We start from the raw sequence: 21644 nt of genomic DNA on the forward strand, positions 1-21644 counted from the left end.
TATTTAGTTTTTCTTAATAATTTTTATTTCTCCCAATAGGCCAGATTTCACCATCATGGTATCATCGAGTCTAAATGGCGCCGTTGTCCATGTTAGGCGTTGGTCTTTTGGTAATTTCTCATCGCCAATTAATCGGTTAGCCCAGGTGTTTGTAACTTTTACAGTCAACGTATTCTCTCCTGTTTTTAAGGCTTCAGAAATATTTATTCTAAAAGGATACGTCCAGACAACACCACAAGGTCTGTCGTTTAAAATCACCTCAGCAATGCAATTAACCTCATCAAACTGCAACCAAAAATCGTTAGACTTACTTTCATTCCAATTGAATGTTTTCGTGTATGTCGCCGTTCCTGAATAAAATTTAATACTATCATTAGCTGAAGTTGTCCAGTCGAATAATTGATTAATTTGAAGAGCCTCTGAAGGTCCGTTGTAAGCTGCATCAAACTGAAGCGTCCAATCTTCATTTAAAGTTTCAACGGTTTTAAAACTTTCCCAGTTTGGCGTTCCCGTTGATGCCTTTTTATCGGTTTCATCTTCAAAAATGATAAAATACGCTTCGTTTGGTTGAAATTGTAAAGGCACAATGGTTCTACCGTTTTCAACCGTCCAGTTTTCTAACACCACCGTTTCATCTGAAATTGGATGATATAACACCGGAATTTTTCCACTGATTCTAAACGACACATCTAAATCACGTGTCTCTTCCAATTGATTTGACAAGAAATAAATCGATTCATCAACAGATTGACGCTGCGTCCAGGCGATATCTTTATCAACCAAAACATTAGGCGTAACACCTAATTCTGAAAACGTAGCTCCCAAATATGGCAATTGAATCACTTTTCCTTTTCCTAAATCCCATTGTTTTTCTCCGTTACCTGACCAAAGCTCATCTACTAAACCTTGCCATTCAGTTTGACTAGTCATTAATTCTGCCTTTTCATCTGGTTTTTCTCCCACCAAAATAGTCGCTCCGGCTTTTACCAAATTAACTAATTTTTGAGCCACCTGTAATGACATAATATTACTCGGCATCATTTTTCGGTGGTCTGGAAAAACCAAGAAGTTATAAGTTAAAGCATCTTTAAAAACGACTTGACCATTTTTCACTTCAGCATTTAACAACACATCGCTGTTAAACGAATCGTATTTATAACCGTTTAAAGCATTCACCCATTTCGATAAATCGGTGCTGTTTTTGGTATATTTTACTTCTTTCGGCATTCTCGCCGTTGGTTGCCCTTCATTTTTTAGTCGGATAGCTTCGGAAGCCACACGCTCTTCCCCAAAAATATTCGGCATAAACGGCACCAAACGATCCGGCAATACCGAACGTGATGGAATATCTTCCCCAGTAAACACCGCAAAATCGATTACTGGTTGTCCTTTTTGAAGCTGAAACTGAACATTTTTACAATACTCAAAAAAAGCACTTCCTGGTTCCCACCAAGTTTGATCACGTTGAAAAAATGTTCCGATAGGATCTAAAGTCATACCTGGTTTTCTATCTAACCACGGATTATGCATAAACACGTGGTAGAAAAAGCGATTAATACCCAAAGCATAATTTCTATCGGCCATGGTTTTTAAATTCCTTGGATGCTCATCCCAATCCATTCGCAATTGCGTAAAAGCTTCCGCCTGAATAATATCGCGACCGTAAATATGTCCGCCATTAATCGCATCGAGCATATCGTTTGGTTTATCGTGTGTGGGGCTTCTAAACCAAAATTCACCACTCGGATAATCGACATATTTAAAATGTAACAAGCCATCACTTGTCATGGTTGGCGCTACATTTTCAGTACTGAACTTCACACCCGTTTTTATCGCTTCTTCTTTTAAAGTTCCGAAGAAATTATCAGCCGTTAATTCGGCAATGGTTTTTCTAATATCGTAAAGGATTTGTTCCGATTTTTCAATATTATCCAGCGGAATTCCGGCCATAACCGGTAAATATTGAACGATATCGTAACCGCGACGGGTTTTAAACTCATCTCTGAACACCGGCGACCAGTTCTGGCTACCACATTCCCAGCTGTCCATATGAAGAATTTCAACCACTTTCGAAGCCTGATCTTCACCTGCAGTACGACGCATTTCGCCATACCAATGGTCTAACTGAAACTGAACCGCTTCTTTATTAAATTTATCGACTTCCAGACCACGACCACCACCGGCAGTTGCATTTTCATGTCCGGTTGATGTGTGTCCAAAACGTATAATGCGCCAGTTTCCTTTTGGCGCTTCCCAGTTTAAAACACCATTAACATCAATAAATTCCGAGACATTCACGATGTCGCTGGTTCTCATACAATCTGATTGTGGAATTTGAGCTTCGGTATTTCTAGAACTTAAACGCCAAACGGCACCCGATTTCCCCTGGTAATTATCAATCAACGGTTCTTCAGAAAGAATAATTTTTGTAACCTTAAATGGTGAATTCCATTTGGCCATATCAATATCTTCAGCTCCCGGTTCTGAGTCTTCAGGATTGTAAACAAACCGGAAATATTTCGCTTTCGCGGAAAGGCTGTGCGTATAAAACGCATCCGTATCCTGCCATCCCGAACGCGGCGTTTCCAAACGACCAAGACTTTTAAAGGTTTTGCCGTCGTTGCTCACTAGAACAATCATGCGGTGCGCCTGATAATTATTTCCACGCGTTTCAACCTGAAGCGATTTACAATCAAAAGGCGTTTCAAATTCATATTGAATATAGCCCGGCTCTCCTAATCTGAATTGCGTTTGTTCAGTTGAATTATCACTTAAAAATGAAGCGTCGACACCTTCTAAAGTAGTTGTGATTTTAGGTTGAATATCAACCGATGTTTTAAACACCTTATCAACAGGTATCGCGAACGTGGCAATGTCCTGATAATAATCTTTGTAATGCTTCGGAAGTGGTAATTTTATTCCTTTAGTTTGTTCTGAACTCACGATTGTGTCTGACCAAATTACTTTTTGCATGGATAATTCCGGGGTAATCCAAGGACCTCCCGCAACTGCAAAGCCGTCTGCCGGGTGAAAGGCAATTTTCAAACCTAATCGGTCGGCTTCCTGTAAAGCCCAACGTACTAAATCCCAGAACTCTTTACTCAATTGCACCACTGGCGGATTCATTAAAGGCTCTTCATCCGGTCCTTTGATCGTCATTAAATAAGCACCTCGAATACCCGCTTGTTTCATCGCTTCTAAATCGGCTGTAATACCTTCTTTAGAATAGGCGCTACGCATCCAATACCAATACACCCAAGGTTTAGAAGAATCTTCGGTTGGTTCAAAATAAGATAGATTTTGCGGTTCTTGTTCTTTACAAGACACTAAAAGCAGCACCAGAATCAGGCAAATATGTTTAAAAGATAAGGTCATTAATACTGAAATTTCTCTAATGTTTTGTTTAATCCGTCTTTCCCTTTAAAAGGCAACACAAAGAAACTATACTCGTAATCTTTCGACGGAATTTGATATTTTTTCAATGGCGCACTAACCGGCGACCAGCTATCGTTACCACCTATACCCATTTGAATTAAATCGATATTAATGGTTAAATATCCCGATTCTATTAAATCGTAAGTATGTTTTGCAGCATTGATATTCTCTTCGGTATACGGCCAAACACTCATACTTAAAGGTTGATGATTTGCAACGATCAATAGCCCTTCATTTTTAGTTGATGTTGTGCCCGCCATCCAACGTACATCGGTTCTGTTACCATTTTCCTGCGGTCTAACATATGGTTCCATAAAATCCTCTAAAGGCAGACTGTAACGCTCTACAAAAAAGCCATAGTTACGATCGATATAATTTTCCAATTCGCCTTTTCCGTACCAAGAAATTTGTCTGAAATCATCTTTTATACCCATTTGCATACCCACTTTTGGAATATTCGGCAAATCGGTTGAAGCGCTAAGTTTATAATCCACTTTAATTAATCCAGACGGTTTAATATTATAAGTTACAGAAACACTTGCGCTATCTTTAATCATCTCGTAATTTGAAATAACAACCACATCATTTCCTGATTGTTCCGTTTTCACGGAAGTTAAAACTGGTTTGTTATCATACCACTGTTTTAATACTTTATGCGGTTTCCATCCTTTAGTGTCGTTATCGGTAAACGGACGAGTGAAATTTGGTAGCAATGGGGCAAACACCTGTTCTTCGTTATTAAACACATACGAACCTAAAGCCCCGTTTTCTTTATTAAATTTAATGTTGAAATTTCCCCCTGAAACTTCTATGTCGTTATTATTTTCTTCAGCTGAAACACTTCCTTTTTCTTTAGAAAACAAATACGATTTGTCTCTTAATTGTTTAGGATCGAATTGATCTTTTGCTACTACAAATCCTTTTTTAGCCCATGGTGTATCTTCCGAAAGTTGAAACTCAATCTCAAGAAGAATTTCTGCATTCGTTTTAAACATAGGCACGTATTTACGCAAATCTAAAACAGTACTATCACCTGCTTTCAGATTAAAAGGTTCTAAAACCACTTCTTTAAAAACTTTCCCATTTAACAATATCTTTAACACGGGAATTAAATCGTCCAGTGATTTTTCTGCTCGTCGGTTTTTCACTTTTAATTGATGATGTCCTTTAAAACTTGAAGTCACTGGTTGATACACCCACTTGTTTTCGTACATGGCTGCTTTTGGTCGTCCATCGGAAGCAACAATACCATTGATACAGAAATTACCATCGTGACGTACTTCACCAAAATCGCCACCGTAGGCATAAAATTCCTGTCCGGTGTTTTCATCAACTTTTAATAAGCCCTGATCTTTATAATCCCAGATACAACCACCAATCATTCTTGGCAAGCGTCTAAACTCGTCCCAGAATTCTTTCATATTACCTGTTGAATTCCCCATAGAGTGTGAATATTCCACAAATAATATTGGTCTCATATCCGACTTATTCTGTAGTAAAAATTCAGGCGTATACACTCCCGGATAAAAACGACTTACCATATCGACATACCAATCGTCCTGCGGATTTTCAAATCGGTGTGAGTGGTCGTTTGTCGCTGGATATCTTGGGTCGCGTTCATCGATGTAACCATCCAGCTTTGGATTTCCCTGTGCTGGCTCGTAATGTATTGGTCTGGTAATATCGAAATCGCGTGTCCAGGCAGCCATTGTTGCGTGGTTAGGCCCTTTCCCAGATTCATTACCCAAACTCCAGATAATAACACTTGGGTGATTTTTATCGCGCTCTACCATGCGGCTCATACGCTCTACAAAAGCGTGCGTCCATCGGGCATCGTTACTTAACTGCCCGCCAATACCATGAGTTTCCAGATTAGCTTCATCCATCACCATAATTCCATATTCGTCGCATAATTCGTAGAAATACGGGTCGTTTGGATAGTGACTTGTTCGAATGGTATTAAAATTAAACTGCTTAATCGTTTTAACATCTTCCTCAATATCAGCACGTGTTAAGGCTTTACCTCGCACCGGATGATGGTCGTGACGATTCACACCGTATATGTAAGTTTCCTTACCGTTAATGAGCATTTTGCCGTTTTCTTTTGAAAATTCAATGGAACGGAAGCCGACTTTACAAGATTTTACTTCGGTAATTGTACCGTTATCATCTTTTAAGGTCATGACCAACGTGTACAGATTAGGATCTTCAGAACTCCATTTCTTCGGATTTTCAATTTTTCTTTCGAATAAACCAAAACGCACATTATCTAAACGCGGATAACTTTCGTTAAGCATATCTATCGCTAAGGTATCCACAGGTTTTTCAAAAAGGGCTTCGTTTTTATCGTTATACAACTGAAACTCGAAACTCGCTTTTCTAATGGTATCGCCAGTAAGATTTTCCAGTTTCGGGCGCAATTGAAACACTGCATCTTTATATTGCTTATCGAGTTTTGTTTGATAGAAGAAATCCTGAATGCGTAATTTAGGTTCAGCCATGATAAAAACGTCACGCTGAATACCGCTCATGCGCCAGTGATCCTGATCTTCTAAATACGCACCATCGCTGTAACGCATCACCTGAACCGACAATACATTGTCGCCTTCTTTTAAGTAAGGTGAAATATTAAATTCTGAAGGCAAGAAACTATCTTCGCCATAACCCAAAAACTCACCATTTAACCACACTTGAAAAGCAGAACTTACGCCTCCAAAATGAAGCGTAACTGTCATATCTTTTTGCCAGTCTTTAGGGACCTTAAATTTATGTTGATATGAACCAATGCCATTGGTATCTTTCGGCACGTACGGCGGATTCACCGGTCTAAATGGGTATACGGCACTTTTATAAATAGGAATGTCGTAGCCTTTTAATTCCCAATTAGAAGGTACTTCTATTTTATGCCAACCTTTAACTTCGGTTTTATAAAAATCTTTTGGCGCCTGATCTAAATTCACTGAATATTTAAAATCCCATTCGCCGTTAAGCATGACCAATCGGCTTTTCTCGCGGTTGCCTTCTAAAGCATCTTCAACCGTTTTATACGAATAAGCCGTCGCCCTTGCCGGTTGACGGTTTATACTGGTTACCAATGGATCTTCCCATGGTGTGTAGCTATACTTTTTTGGAATTTCAGGAATTCCTGCTGGCTCTCCTGTTACTGTTTGTGCCTGAGCAAACCAAGTGCTACTTATTAAAAACAATATGACACTAATTCTTTTCCTCATCGATACATCTTTTTTATCATGCCGAATTTATTTCGGCTTCTTGAAATTTGTAACCTAACTTAATGAGACCCTGAAATACACTTCGACTCCGCTCAGTGAGACAATTCAGGGTGACACATCGTTATTCAGCTTTATTTTCTTCATTTGGTGGTGCCACAAAATGTAAATCGCTTGTTCCAATATCTTTAGACGTTGCTAAAGCAATACCTCGTTGTCCGGCTTTATTCACCGCACAGTAATAATGATACACAACGCCATCATGTTTCACTACAAAAGATTTATGTGCAAACATATCGTCGTAAGGCTCGGTTGAATTAACTAAATCTTCACCTTCCCAGTCTTTCCAGTGAATTAAATCGTTAGACACCGCGAAACGGTTAAAAGCACCCTGATCCCAACCGGTCCAGAAGGCACCAAAATAAAACATCACCCAGGTATCGTTAATACGTTGAATATAAGCATCACCCGAAATTCCTCTGTGGTGATTAATTAACGGCGCATCTCCGTAACGTTTCCAGTTTTTCATATCGTCTGAAACTGCCATCGCAATACGCTCAGCACCTTTCGCCGGATTAATACTATCGCCACGGGCATTGTAATACATGATAAATTCATGACCTGTTTCTTTTTCTACATCTCGAATCACTGAGCTTTTATACATGGTGCTGTTATCCCACCATCTGGCCTTATCGTCATTCGGTCTAAGAACAGGTTCTGGTAAACGTATAAATTCTTTAGGCTTGGTTGGCAATTCATCGGCGTAAGCCATTCCCATAGATAGAATTCCAGCTTCGTAACCTGTTGTATTTCCTCCAAAATAACTTACCCAGTATTTACCATCGTAAGGTTCCCAGGCATAAGAACCACCCCAGGTTGGGTCTTGTAACGCAATATATCCTGCTTTTTGATTCACGTCCCATTCGGTGGTATCTTTTGAAAACGACATGACTTTTCCTAAGTGATTCCAGTGTAATAAATCATCACTTTCCGCTAGCCAGGTTTCGTAACCACGACCTTCAAAAATTAAATACGTCATGTACCATTTGCTATCTTTTCTATAGATACTCGGACAATCCATTTTATATGAATTATCAGTTGGAACCATAACCATACCATATTTGTATGGTGTTTTAATTTCGTTATAAATCTCTTCCATTACAGCATCGGTAATCTCGCGTTTCTTCAACTTTTCGGGTTTTGAAACACAGGAAATTACTGAAACCAGAATACCGATTATTGCAGCAAATTGTAAAATACCTTTTGATTTCATTTTCACTTTTTATTTGTATGTCATTTTGAATCCCTTTTCTGGAATGAAGCAATCTCAACGCTTTGAATGAGACTACTTTTGCGTTCGTTCCTCACTCCTCATAATGACGTTTTATGTTACTTTTCAAACTTTAAATAAACCGTACGTTTTTGTAGTCCGCTTAACCATTTTGGTTGTGATGATGGCCCACATAAATCGGTTGCATTTACTTTATTCCTCGCTGGAGGAATTACATCTAACAGGGCAATTCCTGTATTTGGAATCGTGTATAATAAAGCATCACGACCATCGCGAGGTGAATACACCCCTAAGTATGTATCGGTTCCTTTGTTTTCGATATATATTTTACCTTCTTCTGTAGTAAACTCAGCCCACTGCCAGTTATTGAAATAGCCTTTAAACTCAGGATAGTTAAATGACTCACCCGGAATTGGATCGTTATAATCGTTTTCCCAGATATCTAAAGTGGTTCCTTTTAAACGGTTTTGCCAAACACGGTAAGGCCCATCACCTAACCATTTTTTATGTTGCATTTTTTCTTCCGGATAATCGAAATACACACCTGCTAAATCAACAACACCATTATACTCGTATTCGTAATCTAACTGAATTAATCCTGATGCATCAACTGTCCAAACTACTTTTTGAAGAATACCGTGATAATTGGCTTCAACAACAACTTTTCCATCCTCTTCTTTAGCTGAAATGTTTAACAAGTTTTCAGAACAGTTTACTTCTTCATCAATACAAGCAAATTCTTTATAAATACGATCTTCTCCTTTTAAGAATTCAGGATTTACAGTTCCGTCTAACGTACGATCACCACGGCGTGCCATAATAATTTTTGGTCCGTTAGCTAAACTGATGGTGCTTCCGTTTTGTTTAACTTCAACTAATTTCCCAGAAGTTTTATCGAATTTAACAACTGTTCCTGAAGCAGAAACCGTATAAAACTCATTAGATTCATTTAAATCTACGTTTCCTGAAGCTGATACTTTAGCTTCACTTTCTTTTTCCCATGTGAAATCCCAAGTCCATAATTCTTCACCATTAGCATTCGTTGCTTTTACATATAACACATCAGCATCTTTCCAGTTACCTGGTAAGTTTACTTTTAACTCCCCTTTTCCGTGAGGTTCAATACTCGGCGCTTTAATCGTGCCTTTGTTAACCGTTTTACGCTCTGATTTTCCGTTTAATGGCGAGGTAAATTTCACTAATTCGTATTCGAATGTACAAGTGTTTGAATTGGTAAAATCGTAACGGTTTTCAATTGAGAATGTACCATCGAAATCATTTGGCAATTCCGGTTTATTCATAATCATAACCGGCGACCACACTTCTTTTACCGTAAAGAAGCTACCTTCTTTTTCATGATGAGGTCCAACAATACCATCGGCACCATAGTTACCCTGGTTATCAATACGACCATCTTGATCTGTACGCGCTATACCTTCGTCTGCAAAAACCCAAAGGTAACCACCACCACTTCTTGGGTGCTTGCGCATCACTTCCCAGTAATCGTCAAAACCAGCACCGTGACCACCATCGTATAATCCGTGAAGGTATTCGGTTGGCATGAAAATATTATCATCTCTAAAATACTCTAAAGTCTCTCCGTAAGAACGGTAATGCATGGTTTCAACACCATTATGTTCTTGTTGTGGATGCAATACCGGACGTTTTTGTAAGTCCCAGATATCGAATTGGTCATCTAAATTGGTATTCCAGCCTCCTTCATTTCCATTAGACCAGAAAATGATACTCGGGTGATTTAAATCCCGGGTTACCATTTCCTTTACTAACTTTTTACCAACAGCATCGTCGTAATGCCCGTGCCATCCGCCAAGTTCATTCATAACATACAACCCTAACTCATCACAGGCTTTTAAGAAATCTGGATCTGGAGGATAGTGTGATAAACGTACGGCGTTCATGTTCATTTCTTTAATTAAACGTACATCGGCATAGTTTAATTCGGTGTTTAAAGTTCTCCCTGATTCCGGCCAGAAACTGTGACGATTTACCCCTTTCATTAACACACGTTGTCCGTTAACGTAGATTCCATCGCCTTTTCTAATTTCAATGGTTCTGAAACCAATGGTTTCTTTAATTTCGTGAACCACTTTACCGTCTTTTAACAACTTGATTTCAGCCGTGTAAAGATTAGGTGTTTCGGCTGTCCATTGTTTTACATTTTCAAACTGACCAGCTAAATGCAATTTATCGGCGCCATTAACGGCTTCAGCTTTCATAGTAGAGCCTACTTTTTTACCTCTTTCATCTAAAATGGTAATTTCAGCAGATACATTTTGACCTGCTTTTCCTAAAAACACATTTGCTTCAAAGCTTCCGTCGGCTTCCGCTTTTAAAGATGTATAATCGATATGTGTTGCTGGAAGCGCTTCTAAGAATACCGGACGGAAAATCCCACCGAAGTTCCAGTAATCGGCACGTCTTTCTGCAAGGTTTACACTCGCGTTTTTCGATTCCTTGCTAACGGTAACTTCCAGTACGTTTTCTTTTCCGAATTTTAATAAATCGGTGATATCGTATTTGAATCTGTAGAACGCACCTTGATGTATATCATCACTCGCCGAACGCCCGTTGACACGCACTTTTGTATCGGTCATGGAGCCATCGAAAACTATTTTTATGATTTTGTTTTCCCATGCTTTAGGCACGGTGAACTTGTATTTATACTCACCTACTTCATCTGCAATACCTTCGGGAAATGGCTTTCCGTAGAAACGAATACCATACTGATATTTTCCAAAACCTTCCTGTTCCCAAACAGAAGGCACATTAATAGTAGACCATTCGCCACTTTTGCGTCCATCGGAAATTTTAAATTCCCATTCTTTCGTGTCTTGATATCCTGTACCAGATAAATATTGAATTTCGGTGTTTTGTGCTACAGCCGAAAATCCAGCTAAAGCCAAAACAAAAGATAACTTGTTAATAAATTTAATCATTATAGAGAATTATAGTGCTTTGTATTTGATTGAATATTGAGTGTTAGGTTTAATCGTTAACTGATATTTATTTTTACTTAACGATTTCACCTCTCCCACATTTGTTGAAGGTTTACTTTTACTTTCAATAATTAGAGTTCCTTCACCTTCTGAAGCTTTTACGTTTATCTCACGTGTGCTACAGTAAAGGTCTACCGTTCCGTTTGGCGTAGGCACTTTACCTTCCATCCATTTCAGTCCGCCTAAATTAGGCTTCACCGTATAGGTTTCATATCCTGCTGCCGTAGGCTCCACACCCAAATAATATCTACCGAACAAATATATTGGGCTTGCTCCCCAAGCATGACAAAGGCTTTTTCCGTAAGGTCTACCATACATTTCTAAGTGCTCCTCACCACTTTGATTTGGGTCGTACTTTTCCCAGAACGATGTTGCTCCAAGGTCTAGCATACCACCCCAGTAATCACGGATTTCATCCAAAACAAATTCTTGTTCTCCCATAGCACAAAGCGCTTCCAATTCATAAAAACGCATGTATGGGGTTGTGATTTGAAGAATATCGTCATTCAACAAGACTTTATCTTTAACACTTTGTTTTTGAGATTCATCGAAATAGTTAAAGAATATACCAAACATATTAGCATAACGTGTAACCATATCCTGCATTTCCCCATCAACACGTTGGTGTTTCATGACGCCTTGCTCTTCATCCCAGAAGACATCAAACAACTTCGCTTTTAACTCTTCCGAAAGGGTTTGATACTTTTTAAAATCGTCCTGTTGGCCTGCAATTTCAGCACTAACCGCCATAGCCTCTAAACTTCTTGCCAATAACATTTGTTCGAAACTGGTTTCTCCCGTTTTAGGTAAACCATCTGCCCAGTCTATAAACACCCAATCGCCTTCTAAAGGCTCCAGAAATCCGTTGTCGTTTCGTCTTTCTAAACAGAAATCCATTAAGGATTTCATGCGAGGATAAAACGTCTGAATGAATTTCGTGTCGCCGGTATATAAATAGTAATCGTAAATACCCACGAACCAGTACAACGAATAATCCATAATAGTATTAATATGAGCCGTGACAGGATCCTTTCCGCGAAGTGCTAATAATGTACGTTCTACAGAAGGCGAGTCGAAGAATAAATAATAATTCATTAAATAACTCTGATAAGCATCACCAGACCACACCCAGCGGTCGCGTTTAATGCCATCGATAAAAAACTCACGAGAGGTTAAATGCATGGTGTATGCCGATACATCCCAGATTTGATTCAGTAATTCATCAGACGATTTGAAGCTACCGCGATAGTCTAACGGTAAATATTCGTAAAGCATAGAAATGGAATCGTATTTTACGCCTGCATCAGCCTGCACCTGAACATATCTAAAAGCTTTTGAACCTTCAAGTGTGTAGATTTCGGCTTGTTTTCCGTCGAAAGACAAGTGGTCTAAAGTTTCACACTTGGCAGAATCTAAAGCTTCTTCACGAGATTCGCCGTAATACATGGCTAACTTTCCTTTTCCTTTTAAACCGTGAATTTGAATGTAACCGAAGGTTTCTTTTCCGAAATCTACTAATTCGCCTCCTTCAATTTTCTCTGTACTTTTTGCATTCCAAGGTTCGGTGGCTAAACGGAATTCTGAAGGTTTTTCTTCCGGTGTATTAAAATTCCATGATCCTACAGGTACCCACGGTGTTCCTGATTGTTGTGCATTTCCGGCTTCATCAATCCATAATTTATCTTCGTTTGTTACCTGCCAACTCGCATTAGAGTTCACATATGTTCCGTCAATAAAAATGGCCGGCAATACTTCCTGATTGTAAACTTTTAAAGATATTTTATGCTTTCCTGATGGAATTGTTATCAATTTTGGCTGTCCGTGGATTTGAGCACCATCGACTATTAACTGAAAAGGACCTTCTGAAAAGATTTTCACTTCATCTTCTTCAGGAATATCCACTTCGGTTTGAAACGTTACCAAAGCATACGGACTGTAATATTGCCAAAGCGGTGGAAAAACAGCTTCACGCTCTGTACGTCTTACCTGCATTTTATTGCTTAACCAAACCTCAAAATCGCCAGGATACCATATCCAGGTCGCTTCTTCGGCAGTAGTTTCTTGAGCTGACAAAGTGCTTCCCGAAATGAAAAGCACTAATAATGAACATATAATTTTTGACGTTAACGACTTATAATACATGTTAGTTGTTTATATTTTTAGTGAACTGGAAACCCAATTCATCTTGGTTTAATGACCGTTGAAAAAGATGTATAACAAAACCATTACAATGGTTAACAGTACCCACAACAATTTCACCTGTTTATCTGGTCGTGCCTTTGGATTGATGGTTAATAACTCATCATGATTTTCCTGAACGGTTTTATCGGCTAATGAAATAGCCACAACCATAACACAAAGGGCTACAAATATGTAAAAAGACAACAGTAAAAAGTGAGGCCACGGATATTCACCATTTGGGAACACCCATAAATACAGTACCCCAACACCAAGACTAAGTACTGTTCCTAAAGTCAACACTAAATTTACAGCTTTTGTACTGGTTTTTTTCCATAAAACTCCAAAAAGAAATACTACAGACATTGGAGGCGCAATAAATCCTAAAATAGATTGAAAAATATCGAAAAGATTCAACCCTTTGATACTGTTGATAGCCAGGGTGATTAAAACTGCTAAAATCGACCCGAATAAGGTAACTAATCGACCGGTTTTAACTATTCTTTTCTGTGATGCATCTGGTCTGTATTTCTTAACGTATACATCCATAGTAAACACGGTACTTAACGAGTTTAATGCCGAGCCAATGGTACTGATTAATGCCGCGATTAATACCACTATAATCAACCCTCTTAATCCTACAGGAAATAGCTGCGTTACCATAGTCATATAGGCTTCATCAGGATTTTGTAATTCCGGGAATAACACAAAACATACAATACCCGGCAAAATGAATAAGGGCACATCTAATATCTTTAGCCAACCAATAAAGTTAGCACCCAATTGTCCCTGTTTTAAATTTTTTGCTCCTAAGATGGATTGCACCATAGATTGATCGGTACACCAGAACCACACTCCCATAATAGGATACCCTAATATGATTGCCGTCCATGGATAATTACTATCATCGGCTGGTAAAAACAAATTCCAGTACGAACCTGGCGTACTGTTATAAATATGTTCTATTCCACCGGCTTTATTAATTCCTAAGATCACTAATAAAAGAGAAACACCTATAAGCAATAGCATTTGAAATACATTGGTATAAGCAATGGCTTTAAGTCCACCTGCTGCAGCAAAGAATCCAGATAAAATTACCATTAAAATTACCGATAAATACATTGGCATATCTAACAGCTGTTGCACCAAAATACCTCCTGCGAATAAGGTTAAAGATAACCACGAAATTAGAATGGTAATTAACGTGTACCATGCTAAAATATTTCTTGTGGAATCGCCAAAGCGTTTCCCCATAAATTCAGGTAATGTAACGACGTTTGCCCCAAGATAACGCGGTGAAAACACCACAGCCAGTAACAGTATGAACACAAAAGCATACCAGGCAAAATTACCTGCTACAATTCCTGTTGTAAAACCAATACTCGCTGAAGCAATTAGCATTGAAGGCCCCACATTGGTTCCCCACATATTAAGACCTATACTGGTCCACCCCAAAGTATTACCAGCTACAAAGTAACTGGCATCTGTTTTTTTATTTTTTATGAATGAAATATAATATCCGAAACCAACTAAAAGAATAAGGTACCCTATGATAACCCCATAGTCTATTGGTTCTAAAAAACTACTGATTTGCCCCATAATTAAACAGCCTCTGATTTAACAAGATTATACTCTGCTAAAATATCAGAAATTTTAACAGGAACTCCCGTTTTTAACGTTCTGTCCATGGCAATTAACAAGGCAACCGTTCCAATACCTTCTTTCATGTCTGGGTAGGCCGTAAATCCTTGCTCAATACTATCTACAAAATATTCCAAGTAGTTTTGATATTCTCCGGCATGGTGAGTTTGTCCCGAAAATCTGAAGTAATACTTCAGTTTCTCATCTCCCCAGTGAATAATTTTTTCTTCACCTTCTTTAGTGGTTACCGAATAACGCAATTCATGATAATCGGCCTGACTCGCACCTTCCGTTCCTCTTAAAATACAACTCATACCACTATCGCGTTTTGTTGGTTGCGTTGGTGAAGTATACACACCACTTACGCGAGCCACACGACCATCTTGAGCTTTAAAAATAAAGTGCATGGTATCTTCGTTTTTCAATCCGGCTTTCTTGGCATTGCTACTGATCATACCATAGCCCATTACCTCTTCAATATTTGGCAAATACCATCTAATGAAATCGACCGGATGACTTAATCCACCATACAACCATTTGAAAGAATCTAAAAGTGCCCAGCCTTTCTCCAAGAACCAGCGGTGATCTGCATGGTAGTGTGCTTCGATAGTTATTAAATCACCAATAACACCTTCGGTGAAATCTTTATGCTGGCGTTTCATTGGCTCGAAAAACCTTGAACTCTGACCAACAAACACCTTTTTACCAGTACGCTCACTAATTTCAAGCAACTCGTTTGCTTTCGACAAATCGTCGATAAATGGCTTTGTACACACCACGTGTTTTCCAGCTAATAAAGCCTGCTTCACATGCTCGGCATGCAAATAATCGGGCGTGTAAATTGCTATAATATCAATCGATTCATCGTTTAATAAATCGTCGTATTCTGTTGTATAATTTTTAAAATCGAATTCTGTTGCTCTTTGCCTACACAGCTCTTCATTCTTATCACAAATAGTAACTAACTCTAATTTTTTACTTTCCAATGCAGCCGACATGGTGCTGCGTCCTTCTCCTAGACCTAGAATTGCAATTCTTAACATGTTGATTATTCGTTTAATTTTTTTAAAAACACCCAGGTCTCACCAGATTTGGTTCCTTTAATTCCTGTTTGGTATCGTTTCATTATTTCATTCCACTCGTCTACACGTGGATTGTTTTCTGTTGTTTTTGGATTTAACTCATCCAAATCGGCTCCTTTCGGAATACTGATAACCAGCATTAACTGTCGCCCGTTTTTAAAGACTTGCAACTGCTGAAAATTGGCGTTACAAAAACCCTGAGCCACTTCTGGCCATTTTTCAAACTGCGTATCGTGATACTCTAAATATTCTTCCTGAAGTTTTACATCATCAACCAAATTGGCGGTTAATAAAATATGATCCCATTCTGCTACCATCGCCGTATCCTCACATCTCTCAAACTTGTTAAAATCATAAACTGGCGTATCGTATGTTTTAATTTCAGCTTTCGGATATTCTAATGCCAGTTGCTGCTTTAAATATTCAATATGATTCATTTTAGCATATAAAACCGAGTGCTTTTTCCATTGATACAATTGCGCATCAATCACCCCATTGGTTTTGGCTATTTTTTTAATTGTTTCAGCATCGAACCCTTTTCCTATTAGTTCTACGGCAGCAAAATGAGGAATCTCCTGCATAGGCCAATTTTCATCCACCACAACCTCTTTTAATAAGGCTTTATAAGGCTCGCGAATACCAGCATTGGTTTTAACACTTTCATCTACGTAAGCATTATTGTTCTCCCAAACATTATCTGGTCCGTTGGCGTTTTGAAGAAATTTTTCAGCCGGAACCCAGTTATTTTTAACATCGAAATACGCAGAGCCTTCATCGGTATACAAATAAAACCAGTGGTACGGATCGTGAGCGTAAGGGTTGAAATAAATGTCGTAAACGTAATTTTCTTCAATCACACTTTCTGGCTGAGCCGATAGCGTGTAGATTCCGGCAGTATCGTACAAATGCTTTCCGTAATGGTGAATTTTATTCGCAATCACTTTATTATTACGCATGGCATTAACGGTTTTTGTCCAGCCCCAGCCTAAACCAATTCCGGTATAAGCAACATCACTAATCTCGTTATGCGCAATCGTAATATTTTTAACAAAACCAGCACTAATACCTACGCAGCCCCAGTCTTCATTAGTTACATCTGTAATAAGATTATCGATTACGGTTTCGTTTGAGCAAACCTCTCTTTCATCCGAAGGATTGTAAGGCAAATGCGTTTCGAAAGCTTCATCTGAAAACACACCCAGATTTATGGCACTTCCGCCAATATCTTTAAACAAATTACCTTGAACCGTATTGTTGTTCGTTCCTTTATGCAAGTCTAAACCGGTTGAAGCCAAATGCTGAAAAGTACAACCATCAAACAAAATATTATTAGCAAAATTCACCTCAACGGCTGCTCTTGGTCTGCCCAGCCACGCCTGATTTTCTAAACCGGCTTTATCTGGTGTTCCTGGCTCTTTCAATTTATAAGCATCCAACATATACATTCCGGCTTGCAAAGGCACATGACCTTGCTCTGACGGACGTAACCAATTACTATATTCGAAGGCTATATTTTTAAAATACACATATTTAACAGGTGTATCAACAGTTCCTTTTACTTCTACTAAACTTTCTAAAACCGGCGCCATAACCTTAGCCGAATTCATATCTTCTCCAGGTTTTGGATAATAATAAATCTTACCTCTTAAACGGTCTAAATACCATTCACCTGGTTCATCTAGCAAACACAATGCGTTATTTAAAAAGTAAGCCGAATTTCCTGTTTTTTCAGAAATCCAAGGTGCTGGCCAAGGGTGTTCGCTTTGAATGCGGCTTTCAGGTTGCTCGAAATACAATTTAGCGCTGTCGCCTTTTACCTCCATATCTTTAATACGAAGCGTAGCTATCGCCCACCACTGCATAATAAACATTTCCATACCCGGTTCGAAAACAACCGATTTATCGTTATAAGGAATCCAGCAAGTTTCAGAAGTTTTATCCCAAGACAAAATGCGATCCATTTTATCGCCTTTCGTACTTTTTGCTCTTGTTGCTTTATTTCCGTTAACCCAAAGCTGTCTGTAATTTAAAACCGAACCTGCTTTTTTAGGGGCATCAGCCACCCAAACCGTTCCGGCTGACAATCCGTTTATCGCTTCAGCCTTTTCCCAATTAGAGATTTGCATACCTCCACTTAACACGGGAATTGCATTTTTTGCTGCTTCAATAATTGTCGGACTTTCGGCAGTCCCGGCATCTTCAGGACGAATAAAAACCGGTTCTTCCAAACTAAACACGCCATCCATCAAAATAATTCGAGCACCTTCTTTAACCTCAGGATTATTTAACCTACGTAAATCTCGCACCTTCCTCAAGGCCATATTTAACGTTGCTAATGGCTGTTCTTTAGTTCCTGGATTTGAATCTTTACCCGTATTACTTACCCATAATTCGGTAGCATTAACAGAATAAACGGTTAAAAAAGCTATAACTAAGATTAAGATTTTGCTATTTTTCAAATTCAATTTCATTCGTGTTTTCAACATTTTTTACAGCTTTGTTGGTTACTAATTTCCTTTCCTGATTTCAAAAAATACAAACTTCAACATTTAAGAAAGTTTGTATTTTTGCAATCGATTTTTATGTTTTTATCTGATTTTTAAAACATTATATTTACAACGTTCAAAAAAGACTAACTACGAAATTAGTATAAACGTAGCAATATTGTCATTTTAACAAAAATAAAATGCTATTTTTAAACGATGGTCAATTTTATAAGTCTATTTTAAGGACATTATCAATAACCAACTAAGTTCACATAACAGACATTACATTAATTACTAATCAATTAACGTCACAGGTATTGGAAAATTCAAGCAAAAAAAACAAAACGGGAAATCAAGGTGTTTGGTGGTACGATGAAAATTTAGGCCCATTAGCTAAACTACCTTATATAAGACATTTTGGAAGCATGAAATTTTCGAAAGTCAAAATGGACGAAAACATGTTGCCTCACCTTAATGACGGTATTGAAATCCATTTTGTACATAGCGGAAAATACAACTGGGTTATTGATGATAAAGAAATTGAATTATTACCCGATAACTTATCTATTTCTGCTCCCTGGCAATTAAATGGGAGCCCGACAGGGAAAATGGATATTGGCCAAATAAACTGGTTGGTCATCAAACCCGAAGTTTATACAGATAAAATACCTTTAAAGCTTGGTAAATGGACAAAACTACCTGCAGATTTTCAGGAAAGTTTCGGCACTCTATTAGCAAACGACAAAGAGTTCGTTATAAAAAAGGCCAAGATTTTTAAAAAATACTTTGTTGACCTTGAAAAGGAACTAACAAATCAGGAAGAAGGCTACGAAATTATGGTTGGCAATATTATTGAAAACCTATTTATAGATATTCATCGCCATTTATATCTTAGAAAACAAAAATCGCATCGAGAAGATACATTTATAGATCAACTGACTCAAGTTATCCACAGTGATTTAAGTAAGAAATGGATAATTGATGAATTAGCATATCAATTTGGAATGGGAAAAACGAAATTTACTTACGAAGTAAAAAACCTTACCGGTTACCCTCCTAACAGCTTCATCATTAATTTAAAAATACAAAAAGCCATAGATTTAATTGAAGAAGAAAACGACATGACCATGTCTGAAATTGCTTTTGCCTGCGGATTTTCGTCTCTTCAACATTTTACATCCACCTTTTCTCAACGTATAGGTATTAGTCCCGGAAAATATAAAAAGAAGTAATTTCTTAAACAAGGTTACCAATTAGCAAAACATTTACAAAATTGACCATCGTTTAAAATTTACAGTCTGTTATTGTTAATTTCTCAATATTAGCCTCTATAAGATAACAATTCTTAATGAGGTATATGCAAAAAAACGACTTAAAACTACTTGAACAACTTAAGCAAGGCCATTCGAGTGCTTTTAAAGATTTATTTGATTTGTATTATATTCCACTAAGCTCTTATGCATTAAAATATTGTAATTCTTTTGATTTAGCCGAAGATGTTGTCCAAGATTTATTTGTTAAAATATGGGATGACAAACTTTATTTGAAATTTGAAAATGCAATATCACCTTACCTTTTTAAAGCCGTAAAAAACAATTCCATTTTAGCGGTTAAACAAAAAAACAAATACTATTTCGAAGATATCGAAGAGCAGGTTAACAACTTAATTTTTGATACGGAATTCGAAATAGTTTCCATGACCACAGAAAAACAAAAACTTCAAAAAGAAATAGAGGCTTTACCTGAAAAAAGCAAAAAAGTATTTGAAGCCATTGTTCTCCAAAACTTAAAATATAAAGAAGTTGCGGATTTATTTGGCATATCTGTTAATACGGTAAAAACACACTATTCAAGAGCTTTAAAACAACTTCGAAGCTCTTTAAGCATTATCGTTTTACTTCTCCTTCAATAAAAAATTTATTTTTTTGTCACCCATTTTTCGTGTTTTCTTATATAGTTAATATAACACATATTTTCATCAATATAGAATAGATGAAACTAAAACATGAAAAACAAAAACAAACATATAGAACTGCTCATCTCAAAATACATTTCAAAAGAAATGAGTCAAAAGGAGTTTAATGAATTAGAGCAATGGCTAAATATCTCGAAGGAAAACAAAACCTTTTTTACAGACCTCTTAAAAGCACATAAGATTTCACAACAAATACAATTTAACGAACAGGTAAATACAACCAAAGCGTGGGAAAAAATCTTATCAAATCTTAAAAACCCGATTACCAATTCAACCAAACCTATTAATCACATTAGATGGCTTAAACCTCAAAACGTATTAAAATATGCTGCAGCTATTATTCTTTTTATATCTGTCGGATATTATTTTATAGTAACTTATTCAACAGATAGAACCACTTTACCAACTAACCAAATTACACTTCAATTAGACAACGGAAGTATAAAATACATCAACGAAGATGGCACTACCGAAATTAAAGATACCAATGGTAACATTATCACTTCCCAAAACCAAGGTCAGTTAATTTATTCAGGAACTGCTGAGGAAAAATTGGTTTACAACACCTTAACTATTCCTTACGGTAAACACTTTCAACTAAAATTATCAGATGGCACTACCGTACATTTAAACGCGGGTACTAGCTTAAAATATCCTGTCAAATTTATTAAAGGAAAAAGTCGTGAAGTCTATTTAACCGGTGAAGCCTTTTTTTCGGTAACAAAAGATCCTAAACATCCTTTTATCGTTAATGCTCAAAATCTCGATATTAAAGTATTAGGAACTGCTTTTAATGTTTCGGCATATACCGAAGACACAATAACTAATGTCGTTTTAGTTGAAGGGGCTGTTGAAATGTTTGAAGAATCCAACGACCAAAAAAACAAAACACGCCTAAAACCAGGAGACAAAGGCACTTTTAATCGTACAAACACAAACATCGAGACAGAACAAGTCAACACAAGCGTTTACACCTCTTGGATGCAAGGTCAGTTATTCTTTAGAAACATGACCTTCCAAAATATTGTTAAAAAACTGGAACGTCATTTCGACATTAAAATAATCGTGCAGAATAAGCAATTGAATCAGGAAACTTTCAATGCGAGTTTTAAAGACGAACCCATTGAAAATATTTTAAACTATTTCAATAAAAGCTTTGATATCAATTACACGGTAAAAAATAACATCATCTATATCAACTAATTTAAACTTCACCAAAAATGAACTAAACAATTTAAAAAAGCACACCACACTTTTATTAAACAAGAGTACCACCACATTGTGAACACATCATGTGATTTAAAAAATATTT

The 21644-nt window shown here is 37.5% G+C and carries 11 protein-coding genes; 3 read left to right on the forward strand and 8 right to left on the reverse strand.

Annotated elements, in window-relative coordinates; all coding sequences use genetic code 11:
* Nucleotides 1–3: 3 nt before the first annotated feature.
* The 8 genes from R1X58_RS03665 to R1X58_RS03700 all read right to left on the reverse strand — a co-directional run bounded on the left by R1X58_RS03665 (nucleotide 4) and on the right by R1X58_RS03700 (nucleotide 18357).
* On the reverse strand, nucleotides 4–3375 hold the full coding sequence (locus R1X58_RS03665) for a glycosyl hydrolase (protein WP_240572000.1): 3372 nt from the start codon (nucleotides 3373–3375) through the stop codon (nucleotides 4–6).
* Entirely contained in the window at nucleotides 3375–6665 is a 3291-nt protein-coding gene (locus tag R1X58_RS03670; protein WP_240572001.1) for a glycoside hydrolase family 2 TIM barrel-domain containing protein, read from the reverse strand. Before R1X58_RS03670 ends, R1X58_RS03665 begins: the two co-directional genes overlap by 1 nt.
* A gap of 121 nt (nucleotides 6666–6786) precedes the next feature.
* Nucleotides 6787–7935: a glycoside hydrolase family protein gene (locus tag R1X58_RS03675; protein ID WP_240572002.1), complete on the reverse strand. Its 1149-nt coding sequence runs from the start codon at nucleotides 7933–7935 to the stop codon at nucleotides 6787–6789.
* 116 nt (nucleotides 7936–8051) lie between these two features.
* The gene (locus tag R1X58_RS03680; RefSeq protein WP_240572003.1) at nucleotides 8052–10910 is read right to left on the reverse strand and encodes a glycoside hydrolase family 2 protein; all 2859 of its coding nucleotides are present in this window, start codon (nucleotides 10908–10910) and stop codon (nucleotides 8052–8054) included.
* Nucleotides 10911–10919: 9 nt separating this feature from the next.
* On the reverse strand, nucleotides 10920–13112 hold the full coding sequence (locus R1X58_RS03685; RefSeq protein WP_240572004.1) for an alpha-L-rhamnosidase-related protein: 2193 nt from the start codon (nucleotides 13110–13112) through the stop codon (nucleotides 10920–10922).
* A gap of 48 nt (nucleotides 13113–13160) precedes the next feature.
* Nucleotides 13161–14747 carry a sodium:solute symporter gene (locus R1X58_RS03690; RefSeq protein ID WP_240572005.1) on the reverse strand — a complete coding sequence of 529 codons (1587 nt, stop codon included), beginning with the start codon at nucleotides 14745–14747 and terminating at the stop codon, nucleotides 13161–13163.
* A gap of 2 nt (nucleotides 14748–14749) precedes the next feature.
* On the reverse strand, nucleotides 14750–15832 hold the full coding sequence (locus R1X58_RS03695; RefSeq protein WP_240572006.1) for a Gfo/Idh/MocA family protein: 1083 nt from the start codon (nucleotides 15830–15832) through the stop codon (nucleotides 14750–14752).
* Nucleotides 15833–15837: 5 nt separating this feature from the next.
* Nucleotides 15838–18357, reverse strand: a complete 2520-nt coding sequence (locus R1X58_RS03700; protein ID WP_240572007.1) for an L-rhamnose mutarotase — start codon at nucleotides 18355–18357, stop codon at nucleotides 15838–15840.
* A gap of 317 nt (nucleotides 18358–18674) precedes the next feature.
* Here R1X58_RS03700 and R1X58_RS03705 point away from each other — a divergent pair, with 317 nt between their 5' ends.
* The 3 genes from R1X58_RS03705 (at nucleotide 18675) to R1X58_RS03715 (ending at nucleotide 21535) form a co-directional block, all read left to right on the forward strand.
* Entirely contained in the window at nucleotides 18675–19589 is a 915-nt protein-coding gene (locus R1X58_RS03705; protein ID WP_240572008.1) for a helix-turn-helix domain-containing protein, read from the forward strand.
* 125 nt (nucleotides 19590–19714) lie between these two features.
* A complete protein-coding gene (locus R1X58_RS03710; protein WP_240572009.1) occupies nucleotides 19715–20269 on the forward strand; it encodes an RNA polymerase sigma factor in 555 nt (184 codons plus the stop codon).
* Nucleotides 20270–20362: 93 nt separating this feature from the next.
* Entirely contained in the window at nucleotides 20363–21535 is a 1173-nt protein-coding gene (locus R1X58_RS03715; protein WP_240572010.1) for a FecR family protein, read from the forward strand.
* The last annotated feature ends 109 nt before the right edge of the window (nucleotides 21536–21644 follow it).

This window comes from Aestuariibaculum lutulentum, assembly GCF_032926325.1.
GTDB lineage: Bacteria > Bacteroidota > Bacteroidia > Flavobacteriales > Flavobacteriaceae > Aestuariibaculum > Aestuariibaculum lutulentum.